The 25,518-nt window shown below is 47.2% G+C and carries 30 protein-coding genes and 3 tRNA genes; 25 read left to right on the top strand and 8 right to left on the bottom strand.

The window, feature by feature from the left end; translation table 11 throughout:
• Window positions 1–616 precede the first annotated feature (616 nt).
• The 4 genes from DWY84_RS14885 (at window position 617) to DWY84_RS14900 (ending at window position 2,852) form a co-directional block, all read left to right on the top strand.
• Window positions 617–2,338, top strand: a complete 1,722-nt coding sequence (locus tag DWY84_RS14885; RefSeq protein WP_243024882.1) for a DUF5722 domain-containing protein — start codon at window positions 617–619, stop codon at window positions 2,336–2,338.
• Between the two features lie 225 nt (window positions 2,339–2,563).
• Window positions 2,564–2,636, top strand: a tRNA-Asn gene (locus DWY84_RS14890).
• A gap of 39 nt (window positions 2,637–2,675) precedes the next feature.
• Window positions 2,676–2,747 (top strand) — tRNA-Glu (locus DWY84_RS14895).
• Window positions 2,748–2,781: 34 nt separating this feature from the next.
• A tRNA-Cys gene (locus DWY84_RS14900) sits at window positions 2,782–2,852 on the top strand.
• Window positions 2,853–3,046: 194 nt separating this feature from the next.
• Here DWY84_RS14900 and DWY84_RS14905 read toward each other — a convergent pair.
• The 5 genes from DWY84_RS14905 to DWY84_RS14925 all read right to left on the bottom strand — a co-directional run bounded on the left by DWY84_RS14905 (window position 3,047) and on the right by DWY84_RS14925 (window position 6,032).
• Window positions 3,047–4,198 carry a site-specific integrase gene (locus DWY84_RS14905; protein WP_178716335.1) on the bottom strand — a complete coding sequence of 384 codons (1,152 nt, stop codon included), beginning with the start codon at window positions 4,196–4,198 and terminating at the stop codon, window positions 3,047–3,049.
• Window positions 4,199–4,274: 76 nt separating this feature from the next.
• On the bottom strand, window positions 4,275–4,463 hold the full coding sequence (locus tag DWY84_RS14910; RefSeq protein WP_118534130.1) for an excisionase: 189 nt from the start codon (window positions 4,461–4,463) through the stop codon (window positions 4,275–4,277).
• A 59-nt stretch (window positions 4,464–4,522) separates the two neighbouring features.
• Entirely contained in the window at window positions 4,523–4,897 is a 375-nt protein-coding gene (locus tag DWY84_RS14915) for a hypothetical protein (protein ID WP_118534131.1), read from the bottom strand.
• Window positions 4,898–5,026: 129 nt separating this feature from the next.
• The gene (locus DWY84_RS14920) at window positions 5,027–5,773 is read right to left on the bottom strand and encodes a hypothetical protein (protein WP_118534132.1); all 747 of its coding nucleotides are present in this window, start codon (window positions 5,771–5,773) and stop codon (window positions 5,027–5,029) included.
• Window positions 5,763–6,032, bottom strand: a complete 270-nt coding sequence (locus DWY84_RS14925; RefSeq protein ID WP_243024883.1) for a JAB domain-containing protein — start codon at window positions 6,030–6,032, stop codon at window positions 5,763–5,765. The genes DWY84_RS14920 and DWY84_RS14925 overlap by 11 nt, the downstream gene beginning before the upstream one ends.
• 39 nt (window positions 6,033–6,071) lie before the next feature.
• Here DWY84_RS14925 and DWY84_RS14930 point away from each other — a divergent pair, with 39 nt between their 5' ends.
• The 16 genes from DWY84_RS14930 (at window position 6,072) to DWY84_RS15010 (ending at window position 17,569) form a co-directional block, all read left to right on the top strand.
• Entirely contained in the window at window positions 6,072–6,296 is a 225-nt protein-coding gene (locus DWY84_RS14930; RefSeq protein WP_118534134.1) for a hypothetical protein, read from the top strand.
• Window positions 6,297–6,354: 58 nt separating this feature from the next.
• A complete protein-coding gene (locus DWY84_RS14935) occupies window positions 6,355–6,810 on the top strand; it encodes a DUF697 domain-containing protein (protein WP_118534135.1) in 456 nt (151 codons plus the stop codon).
• Window positions 6,811–7,321: 511 nt separating this feature from the next.
• Window positions 7,322–8,068: an ATP-binding protein gene (locus DWY84_RS14940; RefSeq protein WP_118534136.1), complete on the top strand. Its 747-nt coding sequence runs from the start codon at window positions 7,322–7,324 to the stop codon at window positions 8,066–8,068.
• Window positions 8,050–8,445, top strand: coding sequence for an AAA family ATPase (locus DWY84_RS14945; RefSeq protein ID WP_118534137.1), 396 nt, complete (start codon window positions 8,050–8,052; stop codon window positions 8,443–8,445). Before DWY84_RS14940 ends, DWY84_RS14945 begins: the two co-directional genes overlap by 19 nt.
• Before the next feature lie 335 nt (window positions 8,446–8,780).
• On the top strand, window positions 8,781–9,782 hold the full coding sequence (locus DWY84_RS14950; protein WP_118534138.1) for an isocitrate/isopropylmalate family dehydrogenase: 1,002 nt from the start codon (window positions 8,781–8,783) through the stop codon (window positions 9,780–9,782).
• A gap of 230 nt (window positions 9,783–10,012) precedes the next feature.
• Entirely contained in the window at window positions 10,013–10,726 is a 714-nt protein-coding gene (locus DWY84_RS14955) for a zinc ribbon domain-containing protein (protein WP_147354307.1), read from the top strand.
• A 142-nt stretch (window positions 10,727–10,868) separates the two neighbouring features.
• A complete protein-coding gene (locus tag DWY84_RS14960; protein ID WP_118534157.1) occupies window positions 10,869–11,789 on the top strand; it encodes a GNAT family N-acetyltransferase in 921 nt (306 codons plus the stop codon).
• 29 nt (window positions 11,790–11,818) lie between these two features.
• On the top strand, window positions 11,819–12,937 hold the full coding sequence (locus DWY84_RS14965; RefSeq protein WP_118534140.1) for a GNAT family N-acetyltransferase: 1,119 nt from the start codon (window positions 11,819–11,821) through the stop codon (window positions 12,935–12,937).
• 69 nt (window positions 12,938–13,006) lie between these two features.
• Window positions 13,007–13,738, top strand: coding sequence for an NAD-dependent protein deacylase (locus tag DWY84_RS14970; RefSeq protein WP_118534158.1), 732 nt, complete (start codon window positions 13,007–13,009; stop codon window positions 13,736–13,738).
• Window positions 13,739–14,752, top strand: coding sequence for an aldo/keto reductase (locus DWY84_RS14975; RefSeq protein ID WP_118534141.1), 1,014 nt, complete (start codon window positions 13,739–13,741; stop codon window positions 14,750–14,752). It begins immediately after the preceding gene.
• Between the two features lie 18 nt (window positions 14,753–14,770).
• Entirely contained in the window at window positions 14,771–14,980 is a 210-nt protein-coding gene (locus tag DWY84_RS14980; protein ID WP_118534142.1) for a DUF951 domain-containing protein, read from the top strand.
• Window positions 14,981–15,173: 193 nt separating this feature from the next.
• Window positions 15,174–15,467 carry a 30S ribosomal protein S6 gene (gene rpsF, locus DWY84_RS14990; RefSeq protein ID WP_118534144.1) on the top strand — a complete coding sequence of 98 codons (294 nt, stop codon included), beginning with the start codon at window positions 15,174–15,176 and terminating at the stop codon, window positions 15,465–15,467.
• A gap of 41 nt (window positions 15,468–15,508) precedes the next feature.
• Window positions 15,509–15,973 carry a single-stranded DNA-binding protein gene (locus DWY84_RS14995; protein ID WP_118534145.1) on the top strand — a complete coding sequence of 155 codons (465 nt, stop codon included), beginning with the start codon at window positions 15,509–15,511 and terminating at the stop codon, window positions 15,971–15,973.
• 51 nt (window positions 15,974–16,024) lie between these two features.
• Window positions 16,025–16,291: a 30S ribosomal protein S18 gene (gene rpsR / locus DWY84_RS15000; protein ID WP_118534146.1), complete on the top strand. Its 267-nt coding sequence runs from the start codon at window positions 16,025–16,027 to the stop codon at window positions 16,289–16,291.
• Window positions 16,292–16,466: 175 nt separating this feature from the next.
• Window positions 16,467–16,697 (top strand): hypothetical protein, encoded by a 231-nt coding sequence (locus DWY84_RS15005; RefSeq protein ID WP_118534147.1) that lies wholly within the window; start codon window positions 16,467–16,469, stop codon window positions 16,695–16,697.
• 35 nt (window positions 16,698–16,732) lie between these two features.
• Window positions 16,733–17,569 (top strand): DUF6612 family protein, encoded by an 837-nt coding sequence (locus DWY84_RS15010; protein WP_118534148.1) that lies wholly within the window; start codon window positions 16,733–16,735, stop codon window positions 17,567–17,569.
• 128 nt (window positions 17,570–17,697) lie between these two features.
• On the opposite strand, the gene DWY84_RS15015 is transcribed toward DWY84_RS15010, so the two are convergent.
• Complete coding sequence (locus DWY84_RS15015; RefSeq protein WP_118534149.1) at window positions 17,698–18,846, bottom strand: DUF4317 domain-containing protein; 1,149 nt, start codon at window positions 18,844–18,846, stop codon at window positions 17,698–17,700.
• A 223-nt stretch (window positions 18,847–19,069) separates the two neighbouring features.
• On the opposite strand from DWY84_RS15015, the gene DWY84_RS15020 reads away from it, so the two are divergent.
• The 4 genes from DWY84_RS15020 to DWY84_RS15035 all read left to right on the top strand — a co-directional run bounded on the left by DWY84_RS15020 (window position 19,070) and on the right by DWY84_RS15035 (window position 23,852).
• Window positions 19,070–21,112 carry a DHH family phosphoesterase gene (locus tag DWY84_RS15020; protein ID WP_118534150.1) on the top strand — a complete coding sequence of 681 codons (2,043 nt, stop codon included), beginning with the start codon at window positions 19,070–19,072 and terminating at the stop codon, window positions 21,110–21,112.
• Window positions 21,112–21,558, top strand: a complete 447-nt coding sequence (rplI, locus tag DWY84_RS15025; protein WP_118534151.1) for a 50S ribosomal protein L9 — start codon at window positions 21,112–21,114, stop codon at window positions 21,556–21,558. The genes DWY84_RS15020 and rplI overlap by 1 nt, the downstream gene beginning before the upstream one ends.
• A 6-nt stretch (window positions 21,559–21,564) precedes the next feature.
• A complete protein-coding gene (gene dnaB / locus DWY84_RS15030) occupies window positions 21,565–22,899 on the top strand; it encodes a replicative DNA helicase (protein WP_118534152.1) in 1,335 nt (444 codons plus the stop codon).
• Window positions 22,900–23,051: 152 nt separating this feature from the next.
• Complete coding sequence (locus DWY84_RS15035) at window positions 23,052–23,852, top strand: helix-turn-helix domain-containing protein (RefSeq protein ID WP_118534153.1); 801 nt, start codon at window positions 23,052–23,054, stop codon at window positions 23,850–23,852.
• 26 nt (window positions 23,853–23,878) lie between these two features.
• Here DWY84_RS15035 and DWY84_RS15040 read toward each other — a convergent pair whose 3' ends face one another.
• Entirely contained in the window at window positions 23,879–24,595 is a 717-nt protein-coding gene (locus DWY84_RS15040) for a gamma-glutamyl-gamma-aminobutyrate hydrolase family protein (protein WP_118534154.1), read from the bottom strand.
• Between the two features lie 132 nt (window positions 24,596–24,727).
• Window positions 24,728–24,898, bottom strand: coding sequence for a 4Fe-4S binding protein (locus DWY84_RS15045; protein WP_118534155.1), 171 nt, complete (start codon window positions 24,896–24,898; stop codon window positions 24,728–24,730).
• 325 nt (window positions 24,899–25,223) lie between these two features.
• Here DWY84_RS15045 and DWY84_RS15050 point away from each other — a divergent pair, with 325 nt between their 5' ends.
• The gene (locus tag DWY84_RS15050) at window positions 25,224–25,424 is read left to right on the top strand and encodes a DUF1858 domain-containing protein (protein WP_118534156.1); all 201 of its coding nucleotides are present in this window, start codon (window positions 25,224–25,226) and stop codon (window positions 25,422–25,424) included.
• The last annotated feature ends 94 nt before the right edge of the window (window positions 25,425–25,518 follow it).

A 25,518-nucleotide genomic window follows, 5' to 3' on the forward strand; every position in this document is an offset into this window, starting at 1 on the left:
AAATACGGATGAAATTCAATATGTGGTTTTGAGGGTACATAGATGAGAGACTGGAAGAGATTCCGGTCTTTTTTTGCGTTATACAGAAATTCAGGAGAACAATTCAATATTTGAAGTTTTATTGACTTCCAGGGAAAATACTCCTAGAATACTTAGGAACCGAAATATTTAAAGGAGCAATAGTGGAAGCAGGAAAGATCATCAACTGCATTTCTAACCGCCTGAGAAACCGGTCGCAGGCAGTCCATATGGATCGGAATCCTCTTTATAAATATGAACTGTATGCAGCCTGTTGGGAAAACATTTTGGGCGACTCTGCTTTCTATATTGCGCCAGGGGCTGCTTCTGATTCCGCTGCTGTTTATTTTGAATGCGCTTGGAGGCTTGAACGGAGTCATTTATGGGCAGGCGCTGACGGATTATATTGCAGTTTTTCTGTCAGTAGTGCTGTGGCATAAATGTAAAACATATAATTCTGCAAGAAAATCTTAAATCAATGTAAGAGAAAACCTACTTGAACCAAAAGGATTCCGTGCTATGATATGGAAGTGAAATTGTTCCTGTTTGTGCATTGTGCAATCAGGAAATGGACTGACAGAGATTGGAGGCAGAAAGTTTGAAGAAAATATGGAAGTATTGCATTTCACTGTGCTGTATGGCGGTAGTATTTGCCGGGGCAGGCAGTGTTACAGCCATGGCAGAAACATCGGCGGCCGCCGCTGGACAGAATACAGCCAAAACAGCACCGACAGAATTTGCTCATATTACAAGCTGTGAGGTGACTGGTGGAAATCAGGTTACGATCAAGGGGCAGGTGGAAGGCAGTTTCTCAGACCCGGCATATTATGATAATTATTTGTATCTGTTTGAAATGAAACCGTACCAGCGGGATTTAAAGGGCCGAACGGACTATGCAGCGTGGATCACGAAGGGTGATGAGCTTTCGTTCCAGCTTCCGCTCAATCATGGAACGCAGGATGACCGCTTGTATTCCAGCTTTGTGGTAGCGGTTTACGATGGCAGTGAATACACGATTGCCAGCAATGAGGCTTATGTGACAAATCCGGAGAGTGTCGCAAAGTACACGGATCCGTACAAAACCGCCCAGACAAAAAAGGGACTTCTGATTCAGACAACACCGGCTATGCTGTCTGACGCATTTTCTCTTGGCGTGAACCATGTAATCGTGAACATTCCGTTCAATCACATTCTTGGAAGCGGAATTGATTACGAATACGATGGCAAGACTTATCATTTTAATAAAGATGTACTGGCTGTATATGACGACACCATCAAGAGAATGTCTGAAAAAGATATGACCGTGACTGCGGTTATTTTAAACGGATGGAACGACAGCACACCGCAGCTTTATTATCCGGGTGTAACGAAGCAGCCGGCATCTGTGGCAAATTATTATGGCTTTCACGTAGCTACGGAAGATGGTTATGAATCCCTTCGGGCCATTGCGGCTTTCCTGGCAGACCGTTATGGCAGTAAATCCTCGTCATACGGCAGAGTTTCTAACTGGGTCATTGGCAACGAGATCAATAACCAGCTGTGGAACTATATGGGGCCGATGAGTCTGGATACTTATATCAATGAATATCAGAGGGCATTTCGCGTGTTCTACACAGCGATTCGCAGCACCAGCCAGAGCAGCCGCGTCTTTTTCTCAACGGATTACAACTGGAATCACGAGGCAGACGGCAAACTGAATTACAATGCAAAGGATCTGCTGGATGCCTTCAATAATCAGATGATCCCGGGCGGTTCCATGGATTGGGGACTGGCATATCATCCATATTCTATTCCGCTGACAGAGCCGGAATTCTGGAATGACCGGGAGACCGGACTGATCAAGGATGATGCGTCATCACCAGTCGTCAATATGCTGAATTTAAGTGTGCTGACAGATTATTTACAGCAGGCACAGTTCCGTACCCGTTCTGGTGAGGTGCGCCACGTAATTCTTTCAGAGCAGGGATTTACCTCCACCAGCGCAACCCGCGGTACTACAGAGGATCTGCAGGCGGCAGCTATTGCTTATGCATATTATATTGCAGATAGTAACCCATATATCGATGCCTTTATCATGAGTCGTCAGGTGGACGCACCGTCCGAAATGGCAGCATCCCAGGCATTTGGTCTGTGGCATTGCGATAGCAGCAAGCCGAACGACATTGTAGCAACCATGCAGAAACCATCCTGGCTTGTATACAAAAATATCGATAACAAGGCCTCTACGCTGGAAACAACCGAGAAATACAAGGCGCTGATCGGAATCAGTAAGTGGAGTGATGTGGTTCCGAACTTCCGCTGGAAGAGCCTGGAAAAATAAGTTTAAAAGGTATGAGATAAGGCTAGAGTTGCAATTATAACAAGAGAATGACAGGGAAAAGCACCGGGAAGTGAGTCACACAGAAAGACTGCCCGGTGCTGTTTCTATCTGTGAAAAGCCGGAAAAATTGCCCGAAAAAATAAAATAAAAAGTTTTAGAAAACTGCTTGACAAAAAGACACCTATATCATATAATATCCTCGTTGCCTGTCAACGAGCAGCGTATTCCTCGATAGCTCAGTCGGTAGAGCACGCGGCTGTTAACCGCGCTGTCGTAGGTTCAAGTCCTACTCGGGGAGCTCACATATCTTATATGTGTTAAACAAGTTTATATGAGAGGCCCCATGGTCAAGCGGTTAAGACATCGCCCTTTCACGGCGGTAACACGAGTTCGAATCTCGTTGGGGTCATTTATCAGAGCAAATCTGATAAGCAATTTAATATGGCGACATAGCCAAGTGGTAAGGCGTGGGTCTGCAACACCCTGATCACCAGTTCAAATCTGGTTGTCGCCTCTAAGGAATCATCGAAAGATGGTTCCTTTTTTTGTCTGGAAAAGCCAGTATTTATGCGGCTCCCCAGACTTTTATTAAATTTTGATGGGGGAAATTTACAAGGCAGATTTCCTTATAAATTTCCGCCAGAGACCATTTCAAACCTCTTTTGAGTGAAAAATAAGGCACCAATAAGGCACCAAAATATTTTTCAGCTATTCTAACGATTGTACAGCAGAAAAAGCGCGGTCCAGATCTGTATGTACATATGTATCATAGGTAATCTTCACCGAAGCATGTCCAAGTAACTGACTGATCACTTTGATATCGACATTAGCCTTAATCAGTTGCGTTGCAAAGGTGTGACGCAAAGCATGGATGGTTACTGGTTTGATGCCGAGTGATTTCTGCATGTTTTGAAATATCCGGTAAAATGAATTCTGAACTACCATCTTTCCTGTGGATGTGTAGATCACAAATTGCGACTGGATATGCCTGTGCTCCTGTAACTCCTTTAAACGCGCCAGAGCTTTGCTGTTGAGTGGAACCTGTCGTGTGCCGGAGCGGGATTTGGTAGAAGTAATGATCTGCTTGCTTCCAGTGGCATTTTCAGAATCGCGTTTTTTGATGCGGGATGCGTTTTGGCAGATGGTAAGCGTCTTAGTGCGCAGATTAACATTATCCCAGGTCAATGCCAGTGCTTCGCCAGAACGAATTCCGGTATTGGCAATCAGGACATAGGCAGAAGCGTACCAGTATTTAGGCTGTCCATTTTTATATAGGGCATTTTGAGCCTTTTCCAGACGATCTATATCAGCTTCTGACAGGATCTCAATTTCTTTGGTCCGAATTTTCAGGTTTTCCTGTTTAGGGAGCCGTACACCATCTACAGGATTATATCCTGTATCCCGAACCGCAACTGCGTAGCGGAAGCAGTTATTCAGAAGATCATAGACTTTTTTGAGACTGGAATAGGAAAGCGTAGTGGTGTAAGAGTTGATCAATGTCTGGATTTCCATACTGGTCAGTGTTCCAAGCTGACTGCGTCCGACAGGGGTATTTTTAATCTGTTTTTGATAGGTTCGTTCCAGACGGTCATAGGAAGCGGCTTTCAGACTTGGCATTTTAACCGAGGTAAGCCATTGCTCGATATAAGAATTAACTGTCTGTTTTTGCGGAATGATTTCCTTTTTTAGTGTCTTCAGATAGAATTGATCGAGTTCTTTTTGAACTTCTTTTTCTGAAGTACCAGTAACGTAAAACGTGTCATATCCGGCAATACGCAGGCGTCCAAGGTAATTGCCGTTGGCCTTTTTCTGAATATTACCTCGTCCTTTTCGTTTTCTGCTAGTTGTAGTAGCAGCCATAATGTCTCCTTTCATAAAAATGACGGCTCGCAGGGAATTGTTCTCTTACGAACCGTCAGCATATTGTGGAAGAAAGCTAGAATAAGATTTCCTTCCCGGCGTTTTCCAGAATCCATCGTTGAATTGCGTCATCACTGGTTACATACTGCCGTCCCACTTTTACAACGGGAAGAACGCCTGCGTGCAGCAGTTGACGCAGCTTGGTTTTCCCAAAAGGGAAAATAGTCAGCAGATCTGAAAAAGAATATAAATTGTTGTATACCATGGTCATAGTCTCCTTTCTGTGAATTTCACAGATATGGTGTATAAACTCAAAGGCTGAGTTTACAGAGGCTGCTCATTTTCTGGAATATTTTTTAGCCGCAGGCCGACAAGGCCAGCCATAGGGTTTTTATCTGTTTCGTGAATGCGTTTCTTGCTACAGCCTTCAATATTAGTGGTAAGCCATGCAGAAAAAGAATTATAAGTTGTAACAGGCAAATCGTAGGTGTTGCAAAAATCGCAGTAACACTGGTACAGTTCCTGGAGATAAAGTTTATCCGCAGGATCCTTGGTGACATCCAGACAGTGATCAACAAATATGGGAATGCTTCGTGTATAGTCATATTCCCGATAACGCCAGTTCTGCTTTAACCGATCGGCAGCCGGGCATGGGGAAAAGGTATAATGATTGTTGATAACTTTACCCAATGCTTTCAAACAGGTGGATATAATATCATCCTTTGTCTCTTTCCAGGGATGTTTCCTGTAACGCAGAGTTGATACGCTCTCCTAAAATCATTTGTATTAATTCCTCTATTGACATCTTGGCAATTCCTTTCACTCCTGTTAAGCTGCAACAATCGGTTTGGACTTCTTCAAACCACTCATAGCATCCCGATAATGTTCCGGCTTCATCTGACTAATATCATCCAGATGATAACGTGCCAAAACCTGTTCCACAGGAATTCCTGTCCGATTCAATTCTTTCTGCAGATCCGCACGCATTTTCTCTGATAACTGTGCCTTTACTTCTTCTGGCATATTTTTCATTTTCTTCGGTGCTGATGCTTCTTTCTTTGCCTGCATACGAAACACAGTAAATCCCTTGCTATTACAAATTTCCAACGCATTGATTTCCCGCCCTGAATCGTATCCAATCGCAGACACACGAAAGTGCTCCGAAGTTGTATAGCGTTTTCCATCATAACGGATTGCTGCTTTCTCCGCAGGAATCCAGATAAAAGGTGCAGAATACAGTTCTCTTCCAATCCCCCAATTCACACATGCACGCTTGAAGCTGTCGGATGCCTGCCCTTTTTCCTTTTCCGTATAACTTTCTGTATCCACATCCTGCTTAGCAATCCACTGTTGTTTTTCTTTATCCCACACTTCTACCGTACAGTACAGGTTTCCACCAATCTCCTGATGACTCCGCTTCCACCCACAAGGCGAATAACATTCATCCAGAATCTTCTGATCGACTCTTGCATCTTTATACAAAAGCAAGCTCAGCCCATTCTCGTTGATCGTCCCTATCCGGCATTCAATTTCGTTTACCTCTAATAAACGGATTTCATTCTTTTCACTCTTCATCCAGTTCACCCCCGTCGCGAAAACTATAATAATCAGTATCTCCAACGATAATATGGTCAATGACAGAAATTCCAAGAATAGCTCCGGCTCGCTGCAGGCGTTCCGTCAGTTTTTTATCTTCATAGCTCGCTTCCGGATCCCCAGACGGATGATTATGCAAACAGGCAATAAATGCCGAATTATTGATAATTGCCAGTTTAAAAATTTCTTTCATATCCACATAACAGGCATTCAACGTTCCTACTGCTGCAATTTCCAAGGCTTGAATCTCCAATGTAACCGATCAAAAGGTAATAATATGACTCAGACAAAGGAAGATTTAAAGCAAAGAAGAAAATCCTATGGTCAATATAAACGAGAGCAGATATTGAAACCTAAGCTTCAAGAAAAACGGAAAGAAATTCGGAAAAAGTACATAGCAAATTTAAGCGATCAGGACATTTTGGAAGCATTACATAGTAAGAAGTTAGAAGATGGATGGACTGATTTGAAAAGAGAAGCAAGGAAAAGAGGAATTCTTTAATCAGATTATATTTTTTTGAGTTACAAAAATATAAATTATTACAAAGGAGAAGAAAATTATGGGAAAATCTAAAGTACACATGCCAAAAGAATTGGAAAAGAAGTGTCATATTGCAATTCATTCGGCAACAACCGCCGCCGCAGCAGCAGGAGCAATACCGATTCCTATGTCAGATGCAATACCGATCACAGCGGCACAGGTTGCAATGATTATATCATTAGGAAAAGTTTTTGGAATTTCATTATCACAATCGGCAGCAAAAAGTATTGCTAGTGTTGTAGTGACACAGCAGGCCGGACACGCAATTTTTGCAAATATTTTAAAATGTATTCCAGGTGGAGGTGTGGCGGGTGCTGTAGTTGGTGCAACGACAGCAGCTACGTTAACAGAGGCATTAGGCTGGATTGTAGCTGATGATTTTTACAGAATGTCAAATGGAGAAGAGCCAGAAAACATAGTGGAGACAGCAAAAGACTTAAAACAAGTCTTTGAAGGATTGAGAATGCCAGAATGATTTTAGAAAAAGATTTGTGTTTAATGGCATTTGCAACAAATATAAAATTTCAAGTATTTGCAAATAAAGAGCTAAGGCTTTCGTAAATTACAAAGATATGGTAAAATAATCTCATGGGTGCCACCATAACGGTAGGCGGTTGGTCCTTCTGCGGAGGGACTGTGACCCTCCGATTACATAGAAACCCGCAAGGGAATCTGAACGAAGGAGGGCTTAGCCAATGAGTATTTCGGATGTAATGGCATTGTTCGGCTTATGCCTTGCATGCTTTAGTGCCGGCTACAAAGTTGGCCGGGATAGTAATAAGACACAAAAATAACCGCCCCATGTCCTGAGAAAACAAGAGCGGTTATTTTTTAACTAATCTTATCTTAGGATCAACCGTCTATCGGTGGCATCCTTCTATAATATAGTATATCATTGATTCAAAAATATGCAAGGCATATACAGCAAAAATTCGTTGCCGGACCGCCTGCGTGCGCAGTAACAGTATTACTTTGGGTGGTTATTCATGTATATTGAGAAAGTGGCAATAAAAAATTTCAAAGCAGTAGATGACATGGAGATAGAGTTCCGCCCAGGGGTGAATCTGCTTATTGGAGATAATGGTGTAGGAAAAACGTCTATATTGGAAGCAATCACAGTTGGTTTAGGCGGATTTCTTACAGGTATTTCAGGTGTTCCGTCTAAAAATATTCAGCCGGACGATGTGAGAATCCAATTAACGGAGATGGGGCATGCGTCTTCCGCAATCCAGTATAAAACCCCTGTAGAAATTACATCGTATGTGGACGTCGAAGGAACTAAGTTTGCGTGGACACGAAGACGGAAAGACCAGATGCCAAATTCTAAGACAACCATGGATAACAAACAGATTGCTAAATATGCACAGGAAGTTGCAAACGATCTTTCTGCGCAGTTACCACTGCTTTGCTTTCAGAGTGAAGCACGCGTCTGGCAGACGAGACGCAGTGATTTTGGCACAGAGCTGAAGAAAAAATTAAATGACAGACGCTGCGGTTATATTGGATGTCTGGATTATTCTTTGGATATTAAAGAATGGTGCCTGAAAATGGAGCTGGTAGCATTCCAGAAAGGCATGAAGATTGCTGAATACGAGGCATTCAAGGAAATTGTAGCAGTTGTTATGCAAAAAATGAGTGATCTGCCGGAAAAGCCGGTTATTTCCTATTCTCAGCAGATCGGTGATATTGTTTACAATGAAGCAGGGGAGAGAGTATGCCAATCTCGCTTTTAAGTGCCGGATATCAGTCTCTTTTATGTATGACGATGAATCTGGCTTATAGAATGGCACTTTTGAATCCAGAAGCAGGAAAGAATATGACGCATATTCCGGGAATTGTATTGATTGACGAGTTGGATATGCACTTACATCCGAAGTGGCAGTGGAATGTTATTAAAGCACTGGAAGAAACATTCCCGAATATTCAATTTATTGTAGCTACACATTCTCCTATTATTATTTCATCCTGTAAGAATGAGAATCTTATTTTGATTAAGGGGAATCAGGAAATTAAGTACCTTCCCAATGCGTATGGATATTCTGTCGAGGACGTTCTGGAATTACGTCAGGAAAGTACAGCGAAGCCAAAAGGAAATAGAGGTTTTGCGTGAAAAAGAAGTACCGGGAACTGGTGACACGAGGAAAATAACGAGTAATTACTGACAAAAAATAAAATAGGGCACTAATAGGGTACCAAAAGGGCTATCGAAGCCCAGGAACCCAGTGTTTATGCGGCCTCCAGCGACTGGCAATCAAGGTCTGCAACGCCCTGATCACCAGTTCAAATCTGGTTGTCGCCTCTAAGGAATCATCGAAAGATGGTTCCTTTTTTGTTCTAAATCAAAAGCAATACGTTGTGAATAATACAATCTATTGACTTTGATTTCCTCCTATGCTAGTATTTGAAAAAATAAAAACCAGAGGACAGAAATCAGGAGGTCATAGAATGAAGAGAACAGTCACGGTGTTTAAGGGAGATGGTATCGGACCGGAAATCACGGATTGCGTGCTGGAGATTTTGCAGGCAGCAGGCGCTGATCTGGATTATGAGATTTATAATGTTGGAGAAGCAGAGTGGAAGAAGAATGGCGCGTTGATTCCGGAAGAAGCATATGCTTCATTTGACAGGAATCATGTGTTGCTGAAATCTCCAATCACAACTCCGATCGGCCATGGTTTCCGTTCCCTGAATGTAACGCTGCGAAAGAAATATGACCTCTATGCCAATATTCGTCCTGCGAAATCCAATATCGCGGTTGAGACTCCGTTCCATGATGTTGACATGGTCATTTTCCGGGAGAATACGGAAGACCTTTACGTTGGCGTGGAAGAGCAGATCGATGAGAATACGGTTCATGCAACCAAGATTATTACGCGAAAAGCAAGTACCCGCATTATTCGTGATGCGTTTGAGTATGCAAAGGCTCATGACCGGAAAAAAGTGACCTGCGTACACAAGGCTAATATCCTGAAAATGTCCGATGGCCTGTTTTTAAGCATTTTTAATGAAATCGCGAAAGGGTATCCGGAGATTGAGCATAACGATAAGATTATTGATAATACCTGTATGCAGATGGTTATGAATCCGAATCAGTTTGACATCATCGTGACACCGAATTTGTATGGTGATCTGCTGTCAGATCTGGCGAGCGGTCTGATTGGCGGACTTGGCCTTCTGCCGTCCAGCAACCTGGGAGCAGATTACGCGATGTTTGAGGCGGTTCACGGCAGCGCGCCGGATATTGCCGGACAGCATATCGCGAATCCGACTGCGTTTCTGTGGTCGGCCTGCATGATGCTGGAGTATCTGGGGCAGTGTGAGTGCGCGGCAAAGATCCGTGAGGCAGTCGACGCAGTGCTGGAGGAGGGCACATGTCTGACACCGGATCTGCACGGAACAGCAACGACCAGGATGTACCGGGATGCAATCATTCAGAAATTGAATTAAGAACTGGCAAAATAAGAAGTTCACTGAAAAGTGGGCTTCTTTTTTGTTTCATAGGAAATGGAACCCTGTTGAAAAAATTGCACCATGGCTTTCTGAAATAATATGGTATAATGTAACGAGTGCAAGAGAGCCTAAAGCATGCTTGCACGGTTGCGGCGAACGACAAGGCAATGAGGTGACATGAGTCACGAGAGTGAGCGCGGAAACTGAGAGAAATGGAGCAGAGTCTTATGAATGATAATAGGGTTATGGCGGTTATGATTGTGGTGGCAATGCTGCTGATTGTGGTCATTGCTGTTGTAAAAATACGGCGCAGAATGAGGCGTTTTCTCAATTCTGCGGAAGTGTGCCTGGTCCGGGAACTGGTTCGCAGTGCCCAGAACGGGGAACTGCAGCAGGAAGAGCAGCCCAAGTCCCTTGGTGGTATGACCAGTATTTATTTGCCGCAGATTCTGCGGGATTTTCCGGAATTTAACTGGGAAGAGCTGCGGGCTGAGGTGGAACAGTCTGTAAAGGAACTGCTGGAAACAAAAAATGTGCGGTCCGCTGGGGCGGTCCGCATTCATAAAACGGTGATCAGCCGCTACCAGAAGTATAACGGCACAGCAAGTATCCTCTGCGAGACGGCAGCAGAATACTGGACAAAGGCAGAAAATCAGGAAAATAGTCAGACGACGGCACGTAATGTGCGCCAAAGCGCAAAGGGTCAGCATGGGCAGAACGACGCGGCGCAGCAGACGCGTAAAAAACAGACGGTCTGTGAGGCAGAACTGATTTATGTGTATGATTCCAGTCTTTCAGGAACTGCCGCTTCCCTGGTGTGTCCAAACTGCGGGGCTCCGGTGGAGGAGCTTGGTGTGAAAAAGTGCCGTTACTGTGGGTCTGTTCTGGAGGTGTCCGGGGCAAGATCATGGAAAGTCCAGACGGTCTGTGAGCGGAATTAAGGATAGTATGAACAATATAGAAACGAAAAAACGGTATATTGATTCCAGGAACGGCTCACGCTATAATAGGAAGGCGTGACGAAGAGGAAAAAGAAAAGGCAGAGCGGGAGATTCTGTCTAAATGGAAGGAACAGAAATAAAAATGACAGATTTAAAATTTAAACCAGTTGAAGCGGAAGATATGAAGGTGCTGGCACCGTATTTTGGTCTGCGCCCGAACAAGACCTGTGACAGCGTGCCGCTGGACAGCTTTATCTGGCGGAAATATTATCATGTGCGGTATGCCATTCATGAAAATAAGGCGCTTTTATGGCTGATGAAGGAAGATGGCGTGATGCACAGTGCTATGCCGCTTTGCAAAGAGGAGGACCTGAAAAAATATTTTGATATGACAGTGGAGTATTTTAATCAGGTACTTCATATTCCGTTTAAGATTTACCTGGCTGATGAGGAAGCCATAGAGTTTCTTCATCTGAAAGAATCGGAAGACTTTGTAGTGACCGAACAGGAGGATTTAAAAGATTACCTATACGATGGTGAGGCTATGCGGATGCTTTCCGGAAAGAAACTTCATAAGAAGAAAAATCATCTGAATGCGTTTCTGAAAGAATATGAGGGTCGTTATGAGTTCCGCCGTCTCTGCTGTTCAGACCGGGATGATGTATGGCGTTTCCTGGATCGTTGGAGAGAGCGCAAGGGTGATGAGGTAGAGGAGCATCTGGATTATGAGGTGGAGGGAATCCATGAGATCCTGAAACAGTGCCTGGATCTGGATATCCGCATGTCTGGCGTGTACATTGACGGAAAGCTGGAGGCCTTTACCATTGGAAGCTACAATCAGGCGGAAAATATGGCGGTGATTCATATTGAAAAGGCGAACCCGGAAATTCGTGGTCTGTATCAGTTCATCAACCAGCAGTTCCTGGTACAGGAATTCCCGGATGTGACGCTGGTAAACCGGGAAGATGACCTGGGACAGGAGGGGCTGCGCCATGCCAAGATGTCTTACAATCCATGCGGATTTGCAAGAAAATATCTGGTGCAGCAGAAGAATTTTAAATAGAATTTGCGTTGTGGAAAAGAGAGGCGGCTATGATAAGATATCTGGATAATCAGGAAAAGGGGCGGACAAAGGATTTGTGGCGGGAGGCATTCCCGGAGGATTCTGAGGACTTTCTGGATTACTATGATCAGGAGAAAATGAGCATAAACCAGGTGCTGGTCCGGGAGGAGAACGGTGTCATTCAGTCGATGCTTCATCGGAATCCTTACCGGCTGCAGGTGCGGGACACGTTCTGGGATGCAGATTATATTGTGGCGGTGGCCACCCGGACTGATATGCGTCATCGCGGTTACATGCGCAGCCTGCTGATCCGGATGATGACGGATATGCGGGAGCGGCAGATGCCGTTCTGTTTTCTGATGCCGGCGGCAGAGGCAATTTACACGCCGTTTCAGTTTGCGTTTATCTATGACCAGCCGGTCTGGAATCTGAAAGAGGATATAAAACTGAAGCATACTTCTATAGAAGAAACGGTGCCAGCAGGGAACATGACGGAAATGGACGTGGCGGACAAACTGGTGCAGCAGGTACAACCGATACAGATGGCGGCCGACTGGATGCAGCAATGGCTGGAACAGCGCTATGAGGTATTTACGAAGCGTGATAGCGATTATGTAACCAGCCTGATCAGGGAAGTGAAGAGTGAACTGGGCAGCCTGGATTTTCTTTATGATCAGAAACAGCTTGTGGGAATTCAGAGTATCTGGGGGCGCAAAGAAAAGGAACAGCGCCTTTTGTATACAGAAGACGGTTACTCGGAGCTGGAAAAGAAAAAGCCGGCCATTATGGCCCGGCTCATTACACTGGAAAATTTTGTGCCGGTGATTCATTTGAAAGAAGACGCGGAGACGGAGCAGTTTACGGTCTGCCTGGAACTGGAGGACCCGCTGATTCCGCAGAATGATGGACACTTTATCTGGACACTGGATCATAATGGATCCCAGATTGAGAAACTGACCGGCCAGATCGGAACTATGGAAGAGGCACTGGCCCAGACGGAGTGGGAAACTGACCGCGTACTGCACCTGAAAATTGAGGAGCTGACGCAGTGGCTGTTCGGTTATCGTATACCAGAGGCTGTAAAGCAGTATGCCGGGGCAGAACAGATTGATGTGTTGAGCCGGATCTTCCTCGATGAGGTTGTATAGAGGTAACTGTGAGGGTACTGAACAGTTACGTATAGAGAAAAGGAAGGAGCGGGAATGATGAATCAGGCTATGACAGAGCGTGTGGACATGTTGGAAAAGTGGATTCAGGAAAGTAATAATGTGGTGTTTTTCGGCGGCGCGGGCGTTTCTACGGAAAGTGGAATCCCGGATTTTCGCAGCGTGGACGGACTTTACAACCAGCAGTATGATTATCCGCCGGAGACCATCATCAGCCATAGCTTTTACCGGAGAAATCCAGAGGAATTTTATCGGTTTTATAAGAATAAAATGCTGTTTCCGAATGCGAAACCCAATGCGGCGCATCTGGCACTGGCGAAGCTGGAGCAGCAGGGCAAGGTTCGCGCGGTTATCACTCAGAACATTGACGGGCTGCATCAGGCAGCAGGAAGCCGGGAAGTGCTGGAGCTGCATGGCTCTGTCCACCGGAATTACTGTACCCGCTGTGGAAAATTCTTTGATCTTGCCACAATTATGGGGATGGAGAGTGTGCCGCGCTGTGAGTGTGGCGGCATTATCAAGCCGGATGTGGTACTTTATGAGGAAGGACTGGATCAGACCACGCTGCAGAAAGCGGTGCGTTACATACAGGAAGCGGATATCCTGATCATTGGAGGAACCTCCCTGACGGTGTATCCGGCAGCAGGACTGATTGATTATTACCGGGGGAAGAAGCTGGTGCTGATCAACAAGAGTGTTACGCCGATGGATGACAGGGCAGATCTGGTCATCAATGAGCCGATCGGAGCGGTGTTTGAGCGCTTTTTGAAGGAGGAAAAATAGATGTATCAGGCGGATGATTCTCGTTATGACAAGATGAGTTATAAACGCTGTGGAAACAGCGGAATCCTGCTTCCGCGGGTATCGCTGGGCATGTGGCAGAATTTCGGGACGGAGAAGCCCCTTACAGAGCAGAAAGAGATTATTTTCCGGGCATTTGATCTGGGCATTACCCATTTCGACCTGGCGAATAACTATGGTGCTCCGAATATCGGAATGGCAGAGGAGAACTTCGGAAAGATTTTCGAGGAAGATTTGAAGCTGTACCGGGAGCAGATCCTGGTTTCCACCAAAGCCGGATACGATTTCTGGCCAGGACCCTATGGAAACTGGGGATCCAGAAAATATCTGATGTCCAGCCTGGATGCCAGCTTAAAGCGCATGAAGCTGGATTATGTGGACATTTTCTATCATCATCGTCCAGATCCGGAGACGCCGCTGGAAGAGACCATGGGCGCACTGTCGGATATGGTGCGGCAGGGCAAGGCGCTGTATGTGGGAATTTCCAATTATCAGGCAGAGGAAGCAGAGCGGGCTATTGCAATTCTGAAAGAGAATGGAACGCCATGCCTGATCCATCAGGCCAGATACAATATGTTTGAGCGCTGGCCAGAGCAGGGCCTGTTTGAGGTACTGACGAAAAATGGAACCGGCTGTATCGCTTACAGTCCGCTGGCCCAGGGCGCACTGACAGATAAGTATTTAAAAGGAATCCCGGCAGATTCCCGGGCGTCCAGACAGGGAACCACCGTAGGGAAGCGGTATATGCATGAGGACCAGCTTGCCAAGGTGGCAAAGCTGAATGAGCTTGCGAAAGAGCGCGGCCAGAGCCTGGCGCAGATGGCCCTGGCCTGGGTACTGCGCAGAGATGAGGTGGCCAGCGTCCTGATCGGAGCGAGCCGCGTCAGCCAGTTGGAGGACAATGTGGCGGCACTGGATAAGCTGGAATTCAGCACGGAAGAACTGGCGAGGATTGATGCGATTTTAGGAAAAGATCCGGGACATATGATCCGGTAGAAAAAAAGGGAGCGATATATGGAACAGAAATGGAATTTTGAGGTGGGTGATGTGGTAAAGCTGAAAAAGCCGCATCCCTGCGGGAGCCATGAGTGGGAAATCCTGCGGGTAGGAGCGGATTTCCGGCTGAAATGCATGGGCTGCGGCCATCAGGTCATGACCGAGCGGAAAATGGTAGAGAAAAATGCCCGGGGCCTGACGAAGGCAGCGGAGAAGCAGCAGGGCTAAATGCAGGAAGAAATTGAGTGAAGCATGGAAGCGGGGCGGAAAACGGCGGAAAATCCGCAAAAAAACTTGCAAAATCCGCGAAAAAGTGCTTGCTTTTATACGGTAAGTCTGCTAAAATATTTATCCGTGACACATTAAAATCCTTGCTCTTGAGACTGAAGTCAAGGGCCAGAGACCACAAGGAGGTAAAGCAATGAACAAATACGAATTAGCAGTTGTTCTGAGCGCAAAACTCGAAGACGAAGAGAGAGCTGCAGCACTGGAGAAGGTACAGGGTTATATCACCCGCTTCGGTGGCACTGTAACAGGCGTTGATGATTGGGGCAAGAAGAGACTTGCTTACGAGATTCAGAAAGCAAAAGAGGCTTTCTACTACTTCATCAAGTTCGAGTCTGAGAACTCTGACTGCTCTAACGAAGTGGAAGCACACATCCGCATCATGGAGCCGGTTGTCAGATATCTTTGCGTAAAGCAGGACGAGCAGTAAGTAATAGATAACGACCAGCTTAAAAAAGGAAGAGTGATGGTATGAATAGAGTAATCCTTATGGGAAGATTGACCAGAGACCCGGAAGTTCGTTACACCCAGGGAGAGCGTTCCATGGCTGTTGCGAGATACACCCTTGCAGTGGACCGCAGAGGACGCCGTAACCAGGACGGAAACGAGCAGACTGCCGATTTTATTAACATCGTGGCATTTGACAGAGCAGGCGAGTTTGCAGAGAAGTATTTCCGTCAGGGGATGCGCGTACTGGTGTCCGGACGTATCCAGACTGGCAGTTACACCAACAAAGAAGGTCAGCGTGTTTATACCACAGACATCATCGTAGATGATCAGGAGTTTGCAGACAGCAAAAACTCTGCAGGCGGAAATGGTGACAATGGCGGATACGGCTATCAGCCGACCTCCAGACCGGCTCCGACCAGCGCAATTGGCGATGGCTTCATGAACATCCCGGATGGTGTGGAAGACGAAGGACTGCCGTTTAACTAAATCAGGTTTAGCTGAGACGGCACGAATCATTTGAAGAAGGAGGCAGTACCAATGGCATTCAATAAGACTGATAAAGCAGATGGCGCTAAGGTAAGAAGAGGCGGCATGCGTAGAAGAAAAAAAGTTTGTGTATTCTGCGGCGATAAGAACGGCGTAATCGATTACAAGGATACCAACAAGCTGAAAAGATATGTATCTGAGAGAGGTAAAATTCTTCCGAGAAGAATTACCGGTAACTGTGCTAAGCACCAGAGAGCTCTGACCGTTGCTATCAAGAGAGCACGTCACATCGCTCTGATGCCGTACACCATGGAGTAATCCACAAGATACGGAATAAGAATTCAGAAGAGACTTTATGCAGGAAGCTGTGTAAGGTCTCTTTTTTCGTCTTACATTCCTCTTACGATTTGGCCGGAGCCGTTGAATATGTCATATGCCAGTGATAAAATAGGGAAAGACAGATAGAACATATCAAAAAAGGAAGCGCATACATATGGAAGTATTGATGGGTATATTTTTAAAGGCCTGTGTGGCTGTGGTGGTTGGAGTAATCTGCCTGGTCGGACTGATTCTTTATTCCAAGAAGAAGGACCGGGAAGAAGCACAAAATGGGGCGGCAGGCAAAAGCCAGACGGACTCCGGGCATATGACATGCAGCGGTGACTGCAGTAAATGTTTTAGTCATTGCGGCGCAGAAAATATAAAACAGCAGCAGAAACAGTAATTGGTAATGAATTCAAATTGGAGGAGGGATTACACATGAAACTGAAACGACTGGCAGCAGCAACGGCAGCTTTGGTGATGGTACTTACCGTGCCGGCTTATGCGAATGATGCAGATGCGGTGGCGGTATATGAGGAGATGAACCAGAAACAAAAAACTCTGACGGATGTGAACGCTTACTATGATTTTAATATAAGCACTAAAATGGATGCTATGCAGATGAGCAGCCGCCTGGAGATGAATATGAAAGCAAATCATATTACAGAGCCGGAGCATCTGCGAATGAACAATTACATGCGTATGACCATAGGACAGTTTTCAACTGGAAATGAGACGGAGGGACCGGCAGGGGATAGTGTTTCCATGGATTTAAGCGGCACTCCGGTTACGGGCAATATGTACTATGAAAATGGTATGTATTATATGGACATGATGGATCAGAAAATCAAACAGCCGATGCCATTGGAGCAGATGATGAAAAGCATTCAGCAGATTCCGGGCATGGACAATGGCGGACTGGATTACATTCAGAATCTGAAGCTTCGCACAGAGGGCGAAGACCGGATCCTGAGCTATACTATGGATGCTGGGAAAATGAATTCCCTGCTTGACCAGGTGATGGGAATGAACGGAATGTCTGCTGTGGCTCAGAGCGGCGCACAGGTAAGCTATGATGCCATCAGCGGGGAACTGGTTGTAGGTCCGGATGGCTACTGCAAAAAGAGCAGAATGAAGATGGGTATGAAGATGACCATGGATGGCTCCGTTATCAGTGTGATGATGGACGGTGATGTGGGGTATGCAGACCCGGGACAGCCGGTGGAATTTGCAACACCGGATTTAAACGGATATCAGCTGCTCGAGATACAGTAGAAATCAGGTGCAGAGAAAGCTGCGCATCAAACGAACAGAAGAAAACTGGAAAAAGGAAACGCCGAAAGTGCTGGCATAGAGCCGCGCTTCCGGCGTTTTCTGCGTTCTGGATTTCCTAATACGGATGTTTATTCTTCCTCTTCATGGGCGGCTGCACCCGGTGTTACGGCAATTCCGTTTACTTCCACACCGCCGTCGATGGCAATGACCAGGCACTGGCGTCCGTCAATTTCACGGGTTTCAATCAGATCAGTGTGGTCTGGATTGACCTTGATGATAACGTCCGGAGTTTTGACTTCAAAGGCCCGGGTGTTGGCGATATTGCTTGCGTAGATGGAAGCTTTTTCACCGGCGGTTTCATCGAAGTTCTGATCAAAGGTGGCAAGCTGTTCTTCCTCGATGCCGCTGTGCTCTAAGAGATTGCGGACCTGGTATTTGTCGAGGACAAGGGGTTCCGGCTCATCCTTGTGTTCTTCGATGAGCTCGCTCAAATTCTCATGGATGGTCTTTACCGTCTCGTAGTCACAGGCATCCCCCAGGGTCTCCTCGATGATGGTCTGGAAGGATTCCTTCTGGTAACCGGCCGGAAGCGGCAGCGGGCAGCCAAGCATCTGCTCGATAAAGGCGTCGTGCAGGTCGTCGCTGTCTTTGGAGTAGTACAGGGTGCTGTGAAGGTCGGTGGAGCGGTCATTGAAGGCCGGGAACAAAAAGCCAAGCTGCGGCATCTGAACCACCCAGTCCCGGATGCGGTTCTGGAAGCTGCCCTCCATCTCGTTGTAGCTGAGACCTGGTTTGGACAGGTCTACCGGGCAGATGGAGCAGAGAATGTAGCTGTAAACTTCATCAGAGGCATCCTCCATCTCGATGCCATCGGAAGTCTTTCCCGGGATGTCGTAGGCATCGTGGATCAGCAGGATCAGATAGTTGCCCACATAGTCGTAGTTTTCGATAATGCGGTCATAGAAAGCATCCAGGAGGGCATCATCCTGCAGGCGGCTGCCTCGCAGCTTTAGCAGGAATTCGTGAGGGCCGCCTTCTTCCTCAGCAGCCAGCGGAAACTCCAGGTTAATAAGATTTTTTCCCAGCGTGCCGGACAGATTCTTGCGGAGCAGCTCAAAATATTTGAACATATCCTCCTCAGGGAGGGATAAAAATGCCTCCTTAAATTCTGCCTTTTTATTCTTTTCGCCGTCCACATAGCAGCCGCAGATGCGGGAAATGGAGCAGTTGGCCGGGGTGAACTGGCGCTTGATTTCAGCAATTTCTTTCTTTATCATAAGGCGTATCTCCTTTGTATACATGGTAAATCATTGATTCGGATTTCTATTTTATCACAGAAAAGGCGTTCGATAAAGGGAAAGTCGAAAATCCATCGGAGGCCTGGCGCAACATGCGAACAGTAGACGAATCATGGGAGCTATGGTATAATTCAAAGATAGGTGGCAGCAAAAAAGCTGCCTGCAGCGGCAGATCCTTTCGGATCTGATAAGGAGAAAACGTATGAAAGAGAACATAAAGGTTCATGGGCAGCTGCGGGGATACTTAAGCTGGCCCCTGCTTCTTTCCCTGTTTATGATCTGCGCGAATATCGCGGCTGGGTGCGTTAGCCACATTGGCGGGCTGATTATGCTCCCTTTCACGATCGGTTATCTGGGCATTGCCATGTGGATTTTCTTTTACAGCAAAAAGAGGATTCTGGGCGGCCTGGTGGATTTTTCGGCAGAATATGCATGGATTCAGAAGCAGCTGCTTACGGGACTGGCCCTGCCTTACGCGCTGGCCGATGAAGACGGCAGGATTGTCTGGGCCAACGATGAATTTCAGGCAGTCACAGCCCTGGAAAAGGGAAAATGGAAGAACCTGCTTTCCATGTTTCCGGAAGCCACAAAGGATGATCTGGCAACGGATGAGGACCCGGTCAAGGTCCACACGGTGTTTGGTGAGCGCCGGTTCCGCATGGAAATCCAGCCGATCTATGTGAGCAGCTCCGAGCAGGAGGAGATTCAGGCAGTGATCAGCCGACAGAAGCTTCTGGCTGTCTATCTGTTTGATGAAACGGAAATTCTGCGTTACCGTCAGCAGATCACCGATGAGAAGATGGTGGCAGGCATCATTTATCTGGACAACTATGACGAGGCGCTTGAGAGCGTTGAAGAGGTGCGCCGCTCCCTGCTGACCGCATTGATCGACCGTAAGATCAACAAGTACATTGGCGCGGTGGACGGTATCTTAAAGAGCATCGAGAAGGATAAGTATTTCTTTGCGGTAAAGCAGAAATACATTGAGCAGATGCAGGAGGAACGCTTCTCCATTCTGGAGGATGTTAAGACCGTCAACATCGGCAATGAGATGGCAGTTACGTTAAGTATCGGTATCGGCATGAATGGCGACAGCTATGCGCAGAACTATGATTCTGCCCGCGTTGCCATTGATATGGCGCTGGGCCGCGGCGGCGACCAGGCTGTTGTGAAGGATGGCAGCCGCATTCAGTATTACGGCGGCAAGTCCCAGCAGCAGGAGAAATCCACCCGTGTAAAGGCTCGCGTAAAGGCCCATGCCATGCGGGAACTGATGGAAACCAAGGACCGTATACTGATCATGGGACACAAATTAAGCGACAGCGATGCCTTTGGTTCCGCAATTGGTATTTACCGCATAGCGACGGCCCTGAACAAGAAGGCCCATGTGGTCATCAACGAAGTTACCACATCGGTTCAGCCGATGATGGCCCGTTTTTTGGACAATCCGGATTATCCGGAGGATCTGTTCCTGACCGGAGCCCAGGCGGCAGAGCTGGTAGACAGCAATACCATGCTGGTTGTGGTGGATGTAAACCGCCCCAGCATTACCGATGCTCCGGAGTTGTTAAAGCTGGTGAAGACCATTGTGGTGATGGATCATCACCGCCAGAGCAGCGAGGTCATCAGCAACGCGGTGCTCTCTTATGTAGAGCCCTATGCGTCCTCGGCCTGCGAGATGGTTGCGGAGGTGCTCCAGTACATTGCGGACGGTATCAAGATTAAATCCGCAGAGGCAGATGCCATGTATGCCGGCATCGTGATCGACACCAACAACTTTACCAATCAGACCGGCGTGCGAACCTTTGAGGCGGCAGCATTCCTGCGCCGCAACGGAGCCGATGTGACCCGGGTTCGCAAGCTGTTCCGGGATGATATGCAGGATTACAAGGCAAGGGCGGCAGCCATTTCTTCCGCGGAGATCTACCGGGAAGCATTTTCCATCGGCGTATGCCCGTCGGAGGGACTTCCGAGCCCGACCATTGTCTGCGCCCAGGCGGCCAATGAGCTGCTTGAAATCAAGGGAATCAAGGCGTCGGTGGTCATGACAGAGTACCACGGCCTGATCTATTTAAGCGCCCGCTCCATCGACGAAGTTAATGTACAGGTCATGATGGAGAAACTGGGCGGCGGCGGACACCGTACCATTGCCGGGGCACAGCTTTCCGGCATCAGCATGGAGGAAGCCAAAGACCGTGTGAAAGCGGTCATCGATGAGATGTTACAGAAGGGAGATATATCATAATGGAAATCGTATTATTAGAGGATGTTAAGGCTTTGGGAAAAAAAGGCCAGATCGTAAAGGTGAATGACGGATATGCAAGAAACTTCATCCTGCCGAAAAAACTGGGTGTTGAGGCAACTTCCAAGAACTTAAACGACTTAAAGCTCCAGAAGGCAAACGCTGAAAAGGTAGCAGCAGAGCAGCTGGCAGCAGCAAAAGAGCTGGCAGAGAAGATTGAGAAGCTTACCATAACCCTGAAGATGAAAGCTGGAGAGGGCGGCAAGGCATTTGGTTCTGTATCCAGCAAGGAGATCGCAGCAGCGGCAGCAGATCAGTTAAAACTGGACATCGACAAAAAGAAACTGGTTCTTCCGGAGCCGATTAAGACCTTTGGAAACCATGAGGTTCCGGTAAAACTTCACAAGGATGTAACCGCAAAGCTGACAGTGAAAGTAACGGAGGCGTAAGATTTTATGGATGAGGCATTGATGAAGCGTGTGCTTCCCCACAGTGTGGAAGCGGAGCAGTCGGTAATCGGCTCCATGTTGATGGACAAGGATGCCATCATTGCCGCATCGGAAATCATCACGGCATCGGATTTTTACCAGCAGCAGTACGGCGTCATGTTCGAGAGTATGGTGGAGCTGTTCAATGAGGGCGCTCCGGTCGATCTGATCACGCTGCAGAACCGCCTGAAAGAGAAGGATGTTCCGCCGGAGGTCAGCAGCCTGGAATTCGTGCGCGACATCATCACCACGGTTCCGACCTCGGCCAATGTCCGCTCTTACGCGAATATCGTGTATGAGAAGTCGGTGCTGCGAAAGCTCATCAAGGTGAACGAGGAGATTGCCAATACCTGTTATGCGGGCAAAGAGCCGCTGGAGCAGATTCTGGCAGGTACGGAGAAAACGATATTCGACCTGCTTCAGAACCGAAACTCTGGTGATTTTGTGCCGATCCGCCAGGTGGCGTTAAATGTCCTGGAAAAGATTGAGACCGCCTCCAAGAGCCAGGGCACGGTAACCGGTATCCCGACAGGCTTCATTGATCTGGATTACAAGACTTCAGGCATGCAGCCTTCGGATCTGGTGCTGATCGCGGCGCGTCCGTCTATGGGTAAGACTGCATTCGTCTTAAACCTGGTAGACCATGTAGCAGTCCGCAAGGGACTTCCCTGCATGATCTTCAGTTTGGAGATGTCCAAGGAGCAGCTGGTTAACCGTATGCTGGCCATGGAGTCCAACGTAGACGCTCAGAAGCTGCGTAACGGCAACCTGACGGACTCTGACTGGGATGCTATCGTAGAAGGCATCGGTGTTATCGGAAATTCCAAGATGATCATTGATGACACACCGGGTATCTCCATCACGGAGCTGCGTTCCAAGTGCCGGAAGATGAAGCTGGAATATGGCCTGAGCATGGTCATCATCGACTATCTGCAGTTAATGACAGGCAGCGGAGGCAAGAGCAGCGAGAGCCGTCAGCAGGAGATTTCGGAGATTTCCCGTTCCTTAAAGGCCCTGGCCCGTGAGATCAACGCGCCGGTCATTGCCCTGTCACAGTTAAGCCGTGCCTGCGAGACCCGAACCGACCACCGTCCGATGCTTTCGGACCTGCGTGAGTCCGGAGCCATTGAGCAGGATGCCGATGTGGTCATGTTCCTGTACCGTGATGACTATTACAACAAAGATACCGATACCCCGAACATTGCGGAGGTAATCATAGCCAAACAGCGTAACGGCCCGATCGGAACCGTGAACCTGCTGTGGCAGCCGGAGTTTACCAAGTTTGTGAACCTGGCAAAATAAAATTCTGGATACCAGAACCGAATACCCGGAAGAGATGCAGCTGACATGCTGCATCTCTTTTTTTCTGCTCTTAAGCATAATTCTGAAGGCCGGTTCATACTATTTAAATAAGCTGTAATGAAATTATGAAAAGACCTTAAGGAGAGAAAAGGATGGCTGAAAGACGTTACTCCATATCCCAGGCGAGCAGGCTGGTGGGGGTGGAGAATCATGTGCTCCGCTATTGGGAGGACGAGCTGCATCTGGAGATACCGCGGGACAGGAAAAATCAACGGTATTATACAAAGCTGCATATTGAGATGTTCCAGAAGATTAATGAACTGAAAGAAAAGGGATACCAGCTGAAGGCAATTGAACCGGTATTAAAGCGAATGCTGGCCGGTGAGAAAAATCTGGATTTAAATGAGGTCCTGAGGCAGAATGCAGCGGAGATTTTGCGGCAGGCACGGCTCGCCAGGACACAGATGCCGGATGCTCAGGAAGCCGGGACAGAGCCGGAAAATGTAAACTGCTATGCAGAGACACCTGAGCAGAATGGGGCGGAGGCGGACAGAATGAATGAGGAGAGTGTGAAAAAAGATATGGATGGGGAAACAAGGACAGAAGTAGCAGCCAGAGTGGAAGAGGACACGGCTATGGTGTCACAGCGGGAAAAGCTGGAGCAGTTCCAACAGCTCATGAATCACATCATCGGCAACGCAATCGGACAGGCTATGCGTCAGAACAATGAGGCGCTCAGTGAAGAAATCAGCCGCCAGGTAAATGACCGCATGGTGCAGGAACTGGAATATATGATGCGGATCAGTGATGAGAAAGAGGAAGAACGCTTTAAGGCTCTGGATGAGACACTGCGGGCGCATCAGAAGGAAAACAAAGGAAAGGCAGAGGCAGCGGCGGCCCGAATGCCGTTTTTTCGGAAGAAGAGATTTGGACGGAGTGGAAAGAAATTGTAACAGGACTGGTAAAAGGCGGCCGCAGATCAGCGGGCCGCCTTTACAAATGCTTCAAAAAGCTGCCTCATGGCCGGATCATGTTCCCACAAGTATTCCGGGTGCCACTGGACACCGAGGAAGAATGGGTAATCCGGTTTTTCAATGGCTTCTGTAAGCCCGCAGGCAGCATGGCCGCAGGCGGTAAGTCCCGGGGCAATTTTACGGCAGGCCTGATGGTGCATGCTGTTGACCTGCAGGGTTTCACAGCCGGTCAGGCGTGCCAGCAGAGTTCCGGGAACCACCCTGACTTTGTGAGACGGAATTACATAGTCAAAAGGCTGGGTGTGGGCAATGGGAAAATCCTGTGGAAACTGGCTTGGAATGTCCTGATAGATATCACCGCCCAGCGCCACATTCAGTAGCTGGATGCCGCGGCAGATGCCTAAAACTGGTTTGCCGGTTTTCATGACTAGCTTTAACAGCGCCATCTCCATGCGGTCCCGGCGCAGGCAGACATTGCCGCAGTTTTCCTGGGTTTCCTCACCGAAGAAGAACGGGTGAATATCTGGCCCGCCGGTAAAGAGAAAACCGTCAAAGGTATCTACGACCTGTTGAAGATCTTCGTCTTCCAGATCCAGTGGAAGAATCAGCGGAGTGCCGCCGGCAGCGCGGATGGCCTTTAGGTAGGCAGGGCGCATATAAGGTTCGTCACGCTCAATATTGAAATAAGGGGTAAGGGCGATCAGAGGTTTTTTCTTTGTCATGGGAAAACTCCTTTCGTTGTTGCAATTGATTCTCTGTAACTATAACATATCCGCTTACTGGCGTTATGGCAACAAAAAAATGCCTCTTCTGTACCGCAAATACAGAAGAGGCATTTGAAGAGTTGTGTTTAATTAACCCTCATTGATAGCGCCGGTCGGGCAAACACCTGCACAGGTACCGCAGGAGATGCAAGCGTCAGCGTCGATAACGTACTGGCTGTCTCCCTGGGAAATAGCGCTTACCGGGCACTCGCTCTCGCAGGTACCGCAACTAACACAAGAATCAGAAATTACATATGCCATGATAATATCCTCCTTAAATATTCTATAATCATTTCGATAGCATCATTGTATACTATAATTTAAAAATATTCAAGAGGAAAATATTGCACTTTTGAATAAAATAAGGTACAATATCTGGTTAGCTTTGGGTAACTATTCAAAAATAATTCCTAGAAAAGCACTATGATTTAGTGGTATTGAATAAAATTATCATTATGGATTTGTATGAATTGCACGAATACCCTCCAGGATGGTATGAGATTTCCTGATTTATGAATATTACTTGCGTATTTCGGTGAAAAGTATTATAGTGTAGTGTAGTATATCCAAAAAGGAGGAATTTAACATGCAGATCAGTAAAGATATGTTAATCGGCGAGCTGCTTCAGAAGAGCGATCTGATTGCCCCGATTTTAATGCGTGCAGGTATGCATTGCCTGGGCTGCCCGTCTTCTCAGGGAGAGTCTCTGGAAGAGGCATGCATGGTTCACGGCATTGACTGTGACTCACTGGTAAATGGTATCAATGAGATCCTGGCTGATAAATAAGAAGCTGAAACGCGAAAAATAAAAAGCGAAGGCCATCGTAAGATGGTGCTTCGCTTTTTTGTATGATAGGAAATTCCTCCACTCGGAGGAAACC

The sequence above is a fragment of the Clostridium sp. AF27-2AA genome (assembly GCF_003478505.1).
Lineage (GTDB): Bacteria > Bacillota > Clostridia > Lachnospirales > Lachnospiraceae > Brotaphodocola.

Bases quoted from the DNA above. Each gene is read 5' to 3' on its own strand.
- DWY84_RS14905 (WP_178716335.1), bottom strand. From the start codon at position 4,198: ATGGCTGCTACTACAACTAGCAGAAAACGAAAAGGACGAGGTAATATT.
- DWY84_RS14910 (WP_118534130.1), bottom strand. From the start codon at position 4,463: ATGGTATACAACAATTTATATTCTTTTTCAGATCTGCTGACTATTTTC.
- DWY84_RS14920 (WP_118534132.1), bottom strand. From the start codon at position 5,773: ATGAAGAGTGAAAAGAATGAAATCCGTTTATTAGAGGTAAACGAAATT.
- DWY84_RS14930 (WP_118534134.1), top strand. From the start codon at position 6,072: ATGACTCAGACAAAGGAAGATTTAAAGCAAAGAAGAAAATCCTATGGT.
- DWY84_RS14935 (WP_118534135.1), top strand. From the start codon at position 6,355: ATGGGAAAATCTAAAGTACACATGCCAAAAGAATTGGAAAAGAAGTGT.
- DWY84_RS14940 (WP_118534136.1), top strand. From the start codon at position 7,322: ATGTATATTGAGAAAGTGGCAATAAAAAATTTCAAAGCAGTAGATGAC.
- DWY84_RS14945 (WP_118534137.1), top strand. From the start codon at position 8,050: ATGCCAATCTCGCTTTTAAGTGCCGGATATCAGTCTCTTTTATGTATG.
- DWY84_RS14950 (WP_118534138.1), top strand. From the start codon at position 8,781: ATGAAGAGAACAGTCACGGTGTTTAAGGGAGATGGTATCGGACCGGAA.
- DWY84_RS14955 (WP_147354307.1), top strand. From the start codon at position 10,013: ATGAATGATAATAGGGTTATGGCGGTTATGATTGTGGTGGCAATGCTG.
- DWY84_RS14960 (WP_118534157.1), top strand. From the start codon at position 10,869: ATGACAGATTTAAAATTTAAACCAGTTGAAGCGGAAGATATGAAGGTG.
- DWY84_RS14965 (WP_118534140.1), top strand. From the start codon at position 11,819: ATGATAAGATATCTGGATAATCAGGAAAAGGGGCGGACAAAGGATTTG.
- DWY84_RS14970 (WP_118534158.1), top strand. From the start codon at position 13,007: ATGACAGAGCGTGTGGACATGTTGGAAAAGTGGATTCAGGAAAGTAAT.
- DWY84_RS14975 (WP_118534141.1), top strand. From the start codon at position 13,739: ATGTATCAGGCGGATGATTCTCGTTATGACAAGATGAGTTATAAACGC.
- DWY84_RS14980 (WP_118534142.1), top strand. From the start codon at position 14,771: ATGGAACAGAAATGGAATTTTGAGGTGGGTGATGTGGTAAAGCTGAAA.
- rpsF (WP_118534144.1), top strand. From the start codon at position 15,174: ATGAACAAATACGAATTAGCAGTTGTTCTGAGCGCAAAACTCGAAGAC.
- DWY84_RS14995 (WP_118534145.1), top strand. From the start codon at position 15,509: ATGAATAGAGTAATCCTTATGGGAAGATTGACCAGAGACCCGGAAGTT.
- rpsR (WP_118534146.1), top strand. From the start codon at position 16,025: ATGGCATTCAATAAGACTGATAAAGCAGATGGCGCTAAGGTAAGAAGA.
- DWY84_RS15005 (WP_118534147.1), top strand. From the start codon at position 16,467: ATGGAAGTATTGATGGGTATATTTTTAAAGGCCTGTGTGGCTGTGGTG.
- DWY84_RS15010 (WP_118534148.1), top strand. From the start codon at position 16,733: ATGAAACTGAAACGACTGGCAGCAGCAACGGCAGCTTTGGTGATGGTA.
- DWY84_RS15015 (WP_118534149.1), bottom strand. From the start codon at position 18,846: ATGATAAAGAAAGAAATTGCTGAAATCAAGCGCCAGTTCACCCCGGCC.
- DWY84_RS15020 (WP_118534150.1), top strand. From the start codon at position 19,070: ATGAAAGAGAACATAAAGGTTCATGGGCAGCTGCGGGGATACTTAAGC.
- rplI (WP_118534151.1), top strand. From the start codon at position 21,112: ATGGAAATCGTATTATTAGAGGATGTTAAGGCTTTGGGAAAAAAAGGC.
- dnaB (WP_118534152.1), top strand. From the start codon at position 21,565: ATGGATGAGGCATTGATGAAGCGTGTGCTTCCCCACAGTGTGGAAGCG.
- DWY84_RS15035 (WP_118534153.1), top strand. From the start codon at position 23,052: ATGGCTGAAAGACGTTACTCCATATCCCAGGCGAGCAGGCTGGTGGGG.
- DWY84_RS15040 (WP_118534154.1), bottom strand. From the start codon at position 24,595: ATGACAAAGAAAAAACCTCTGATCGCCCTTACCCCTTATTTCAATATT.
- DWY84_RS15045 (WP_118534155.1), bottom strand. From the start codon at position 24,898: ATGGCATATGTAATTTCTGATTCTTGTGTTAGTTGCGGTACCTGCGAG.
- DWY84_RS15050 (WP_118534156.1), top strand. From the start codon at position 25,224: ATGCAGATCAGTAAAGATATGTTAATCGGCGAGCTGCTTCAGAAGAGC.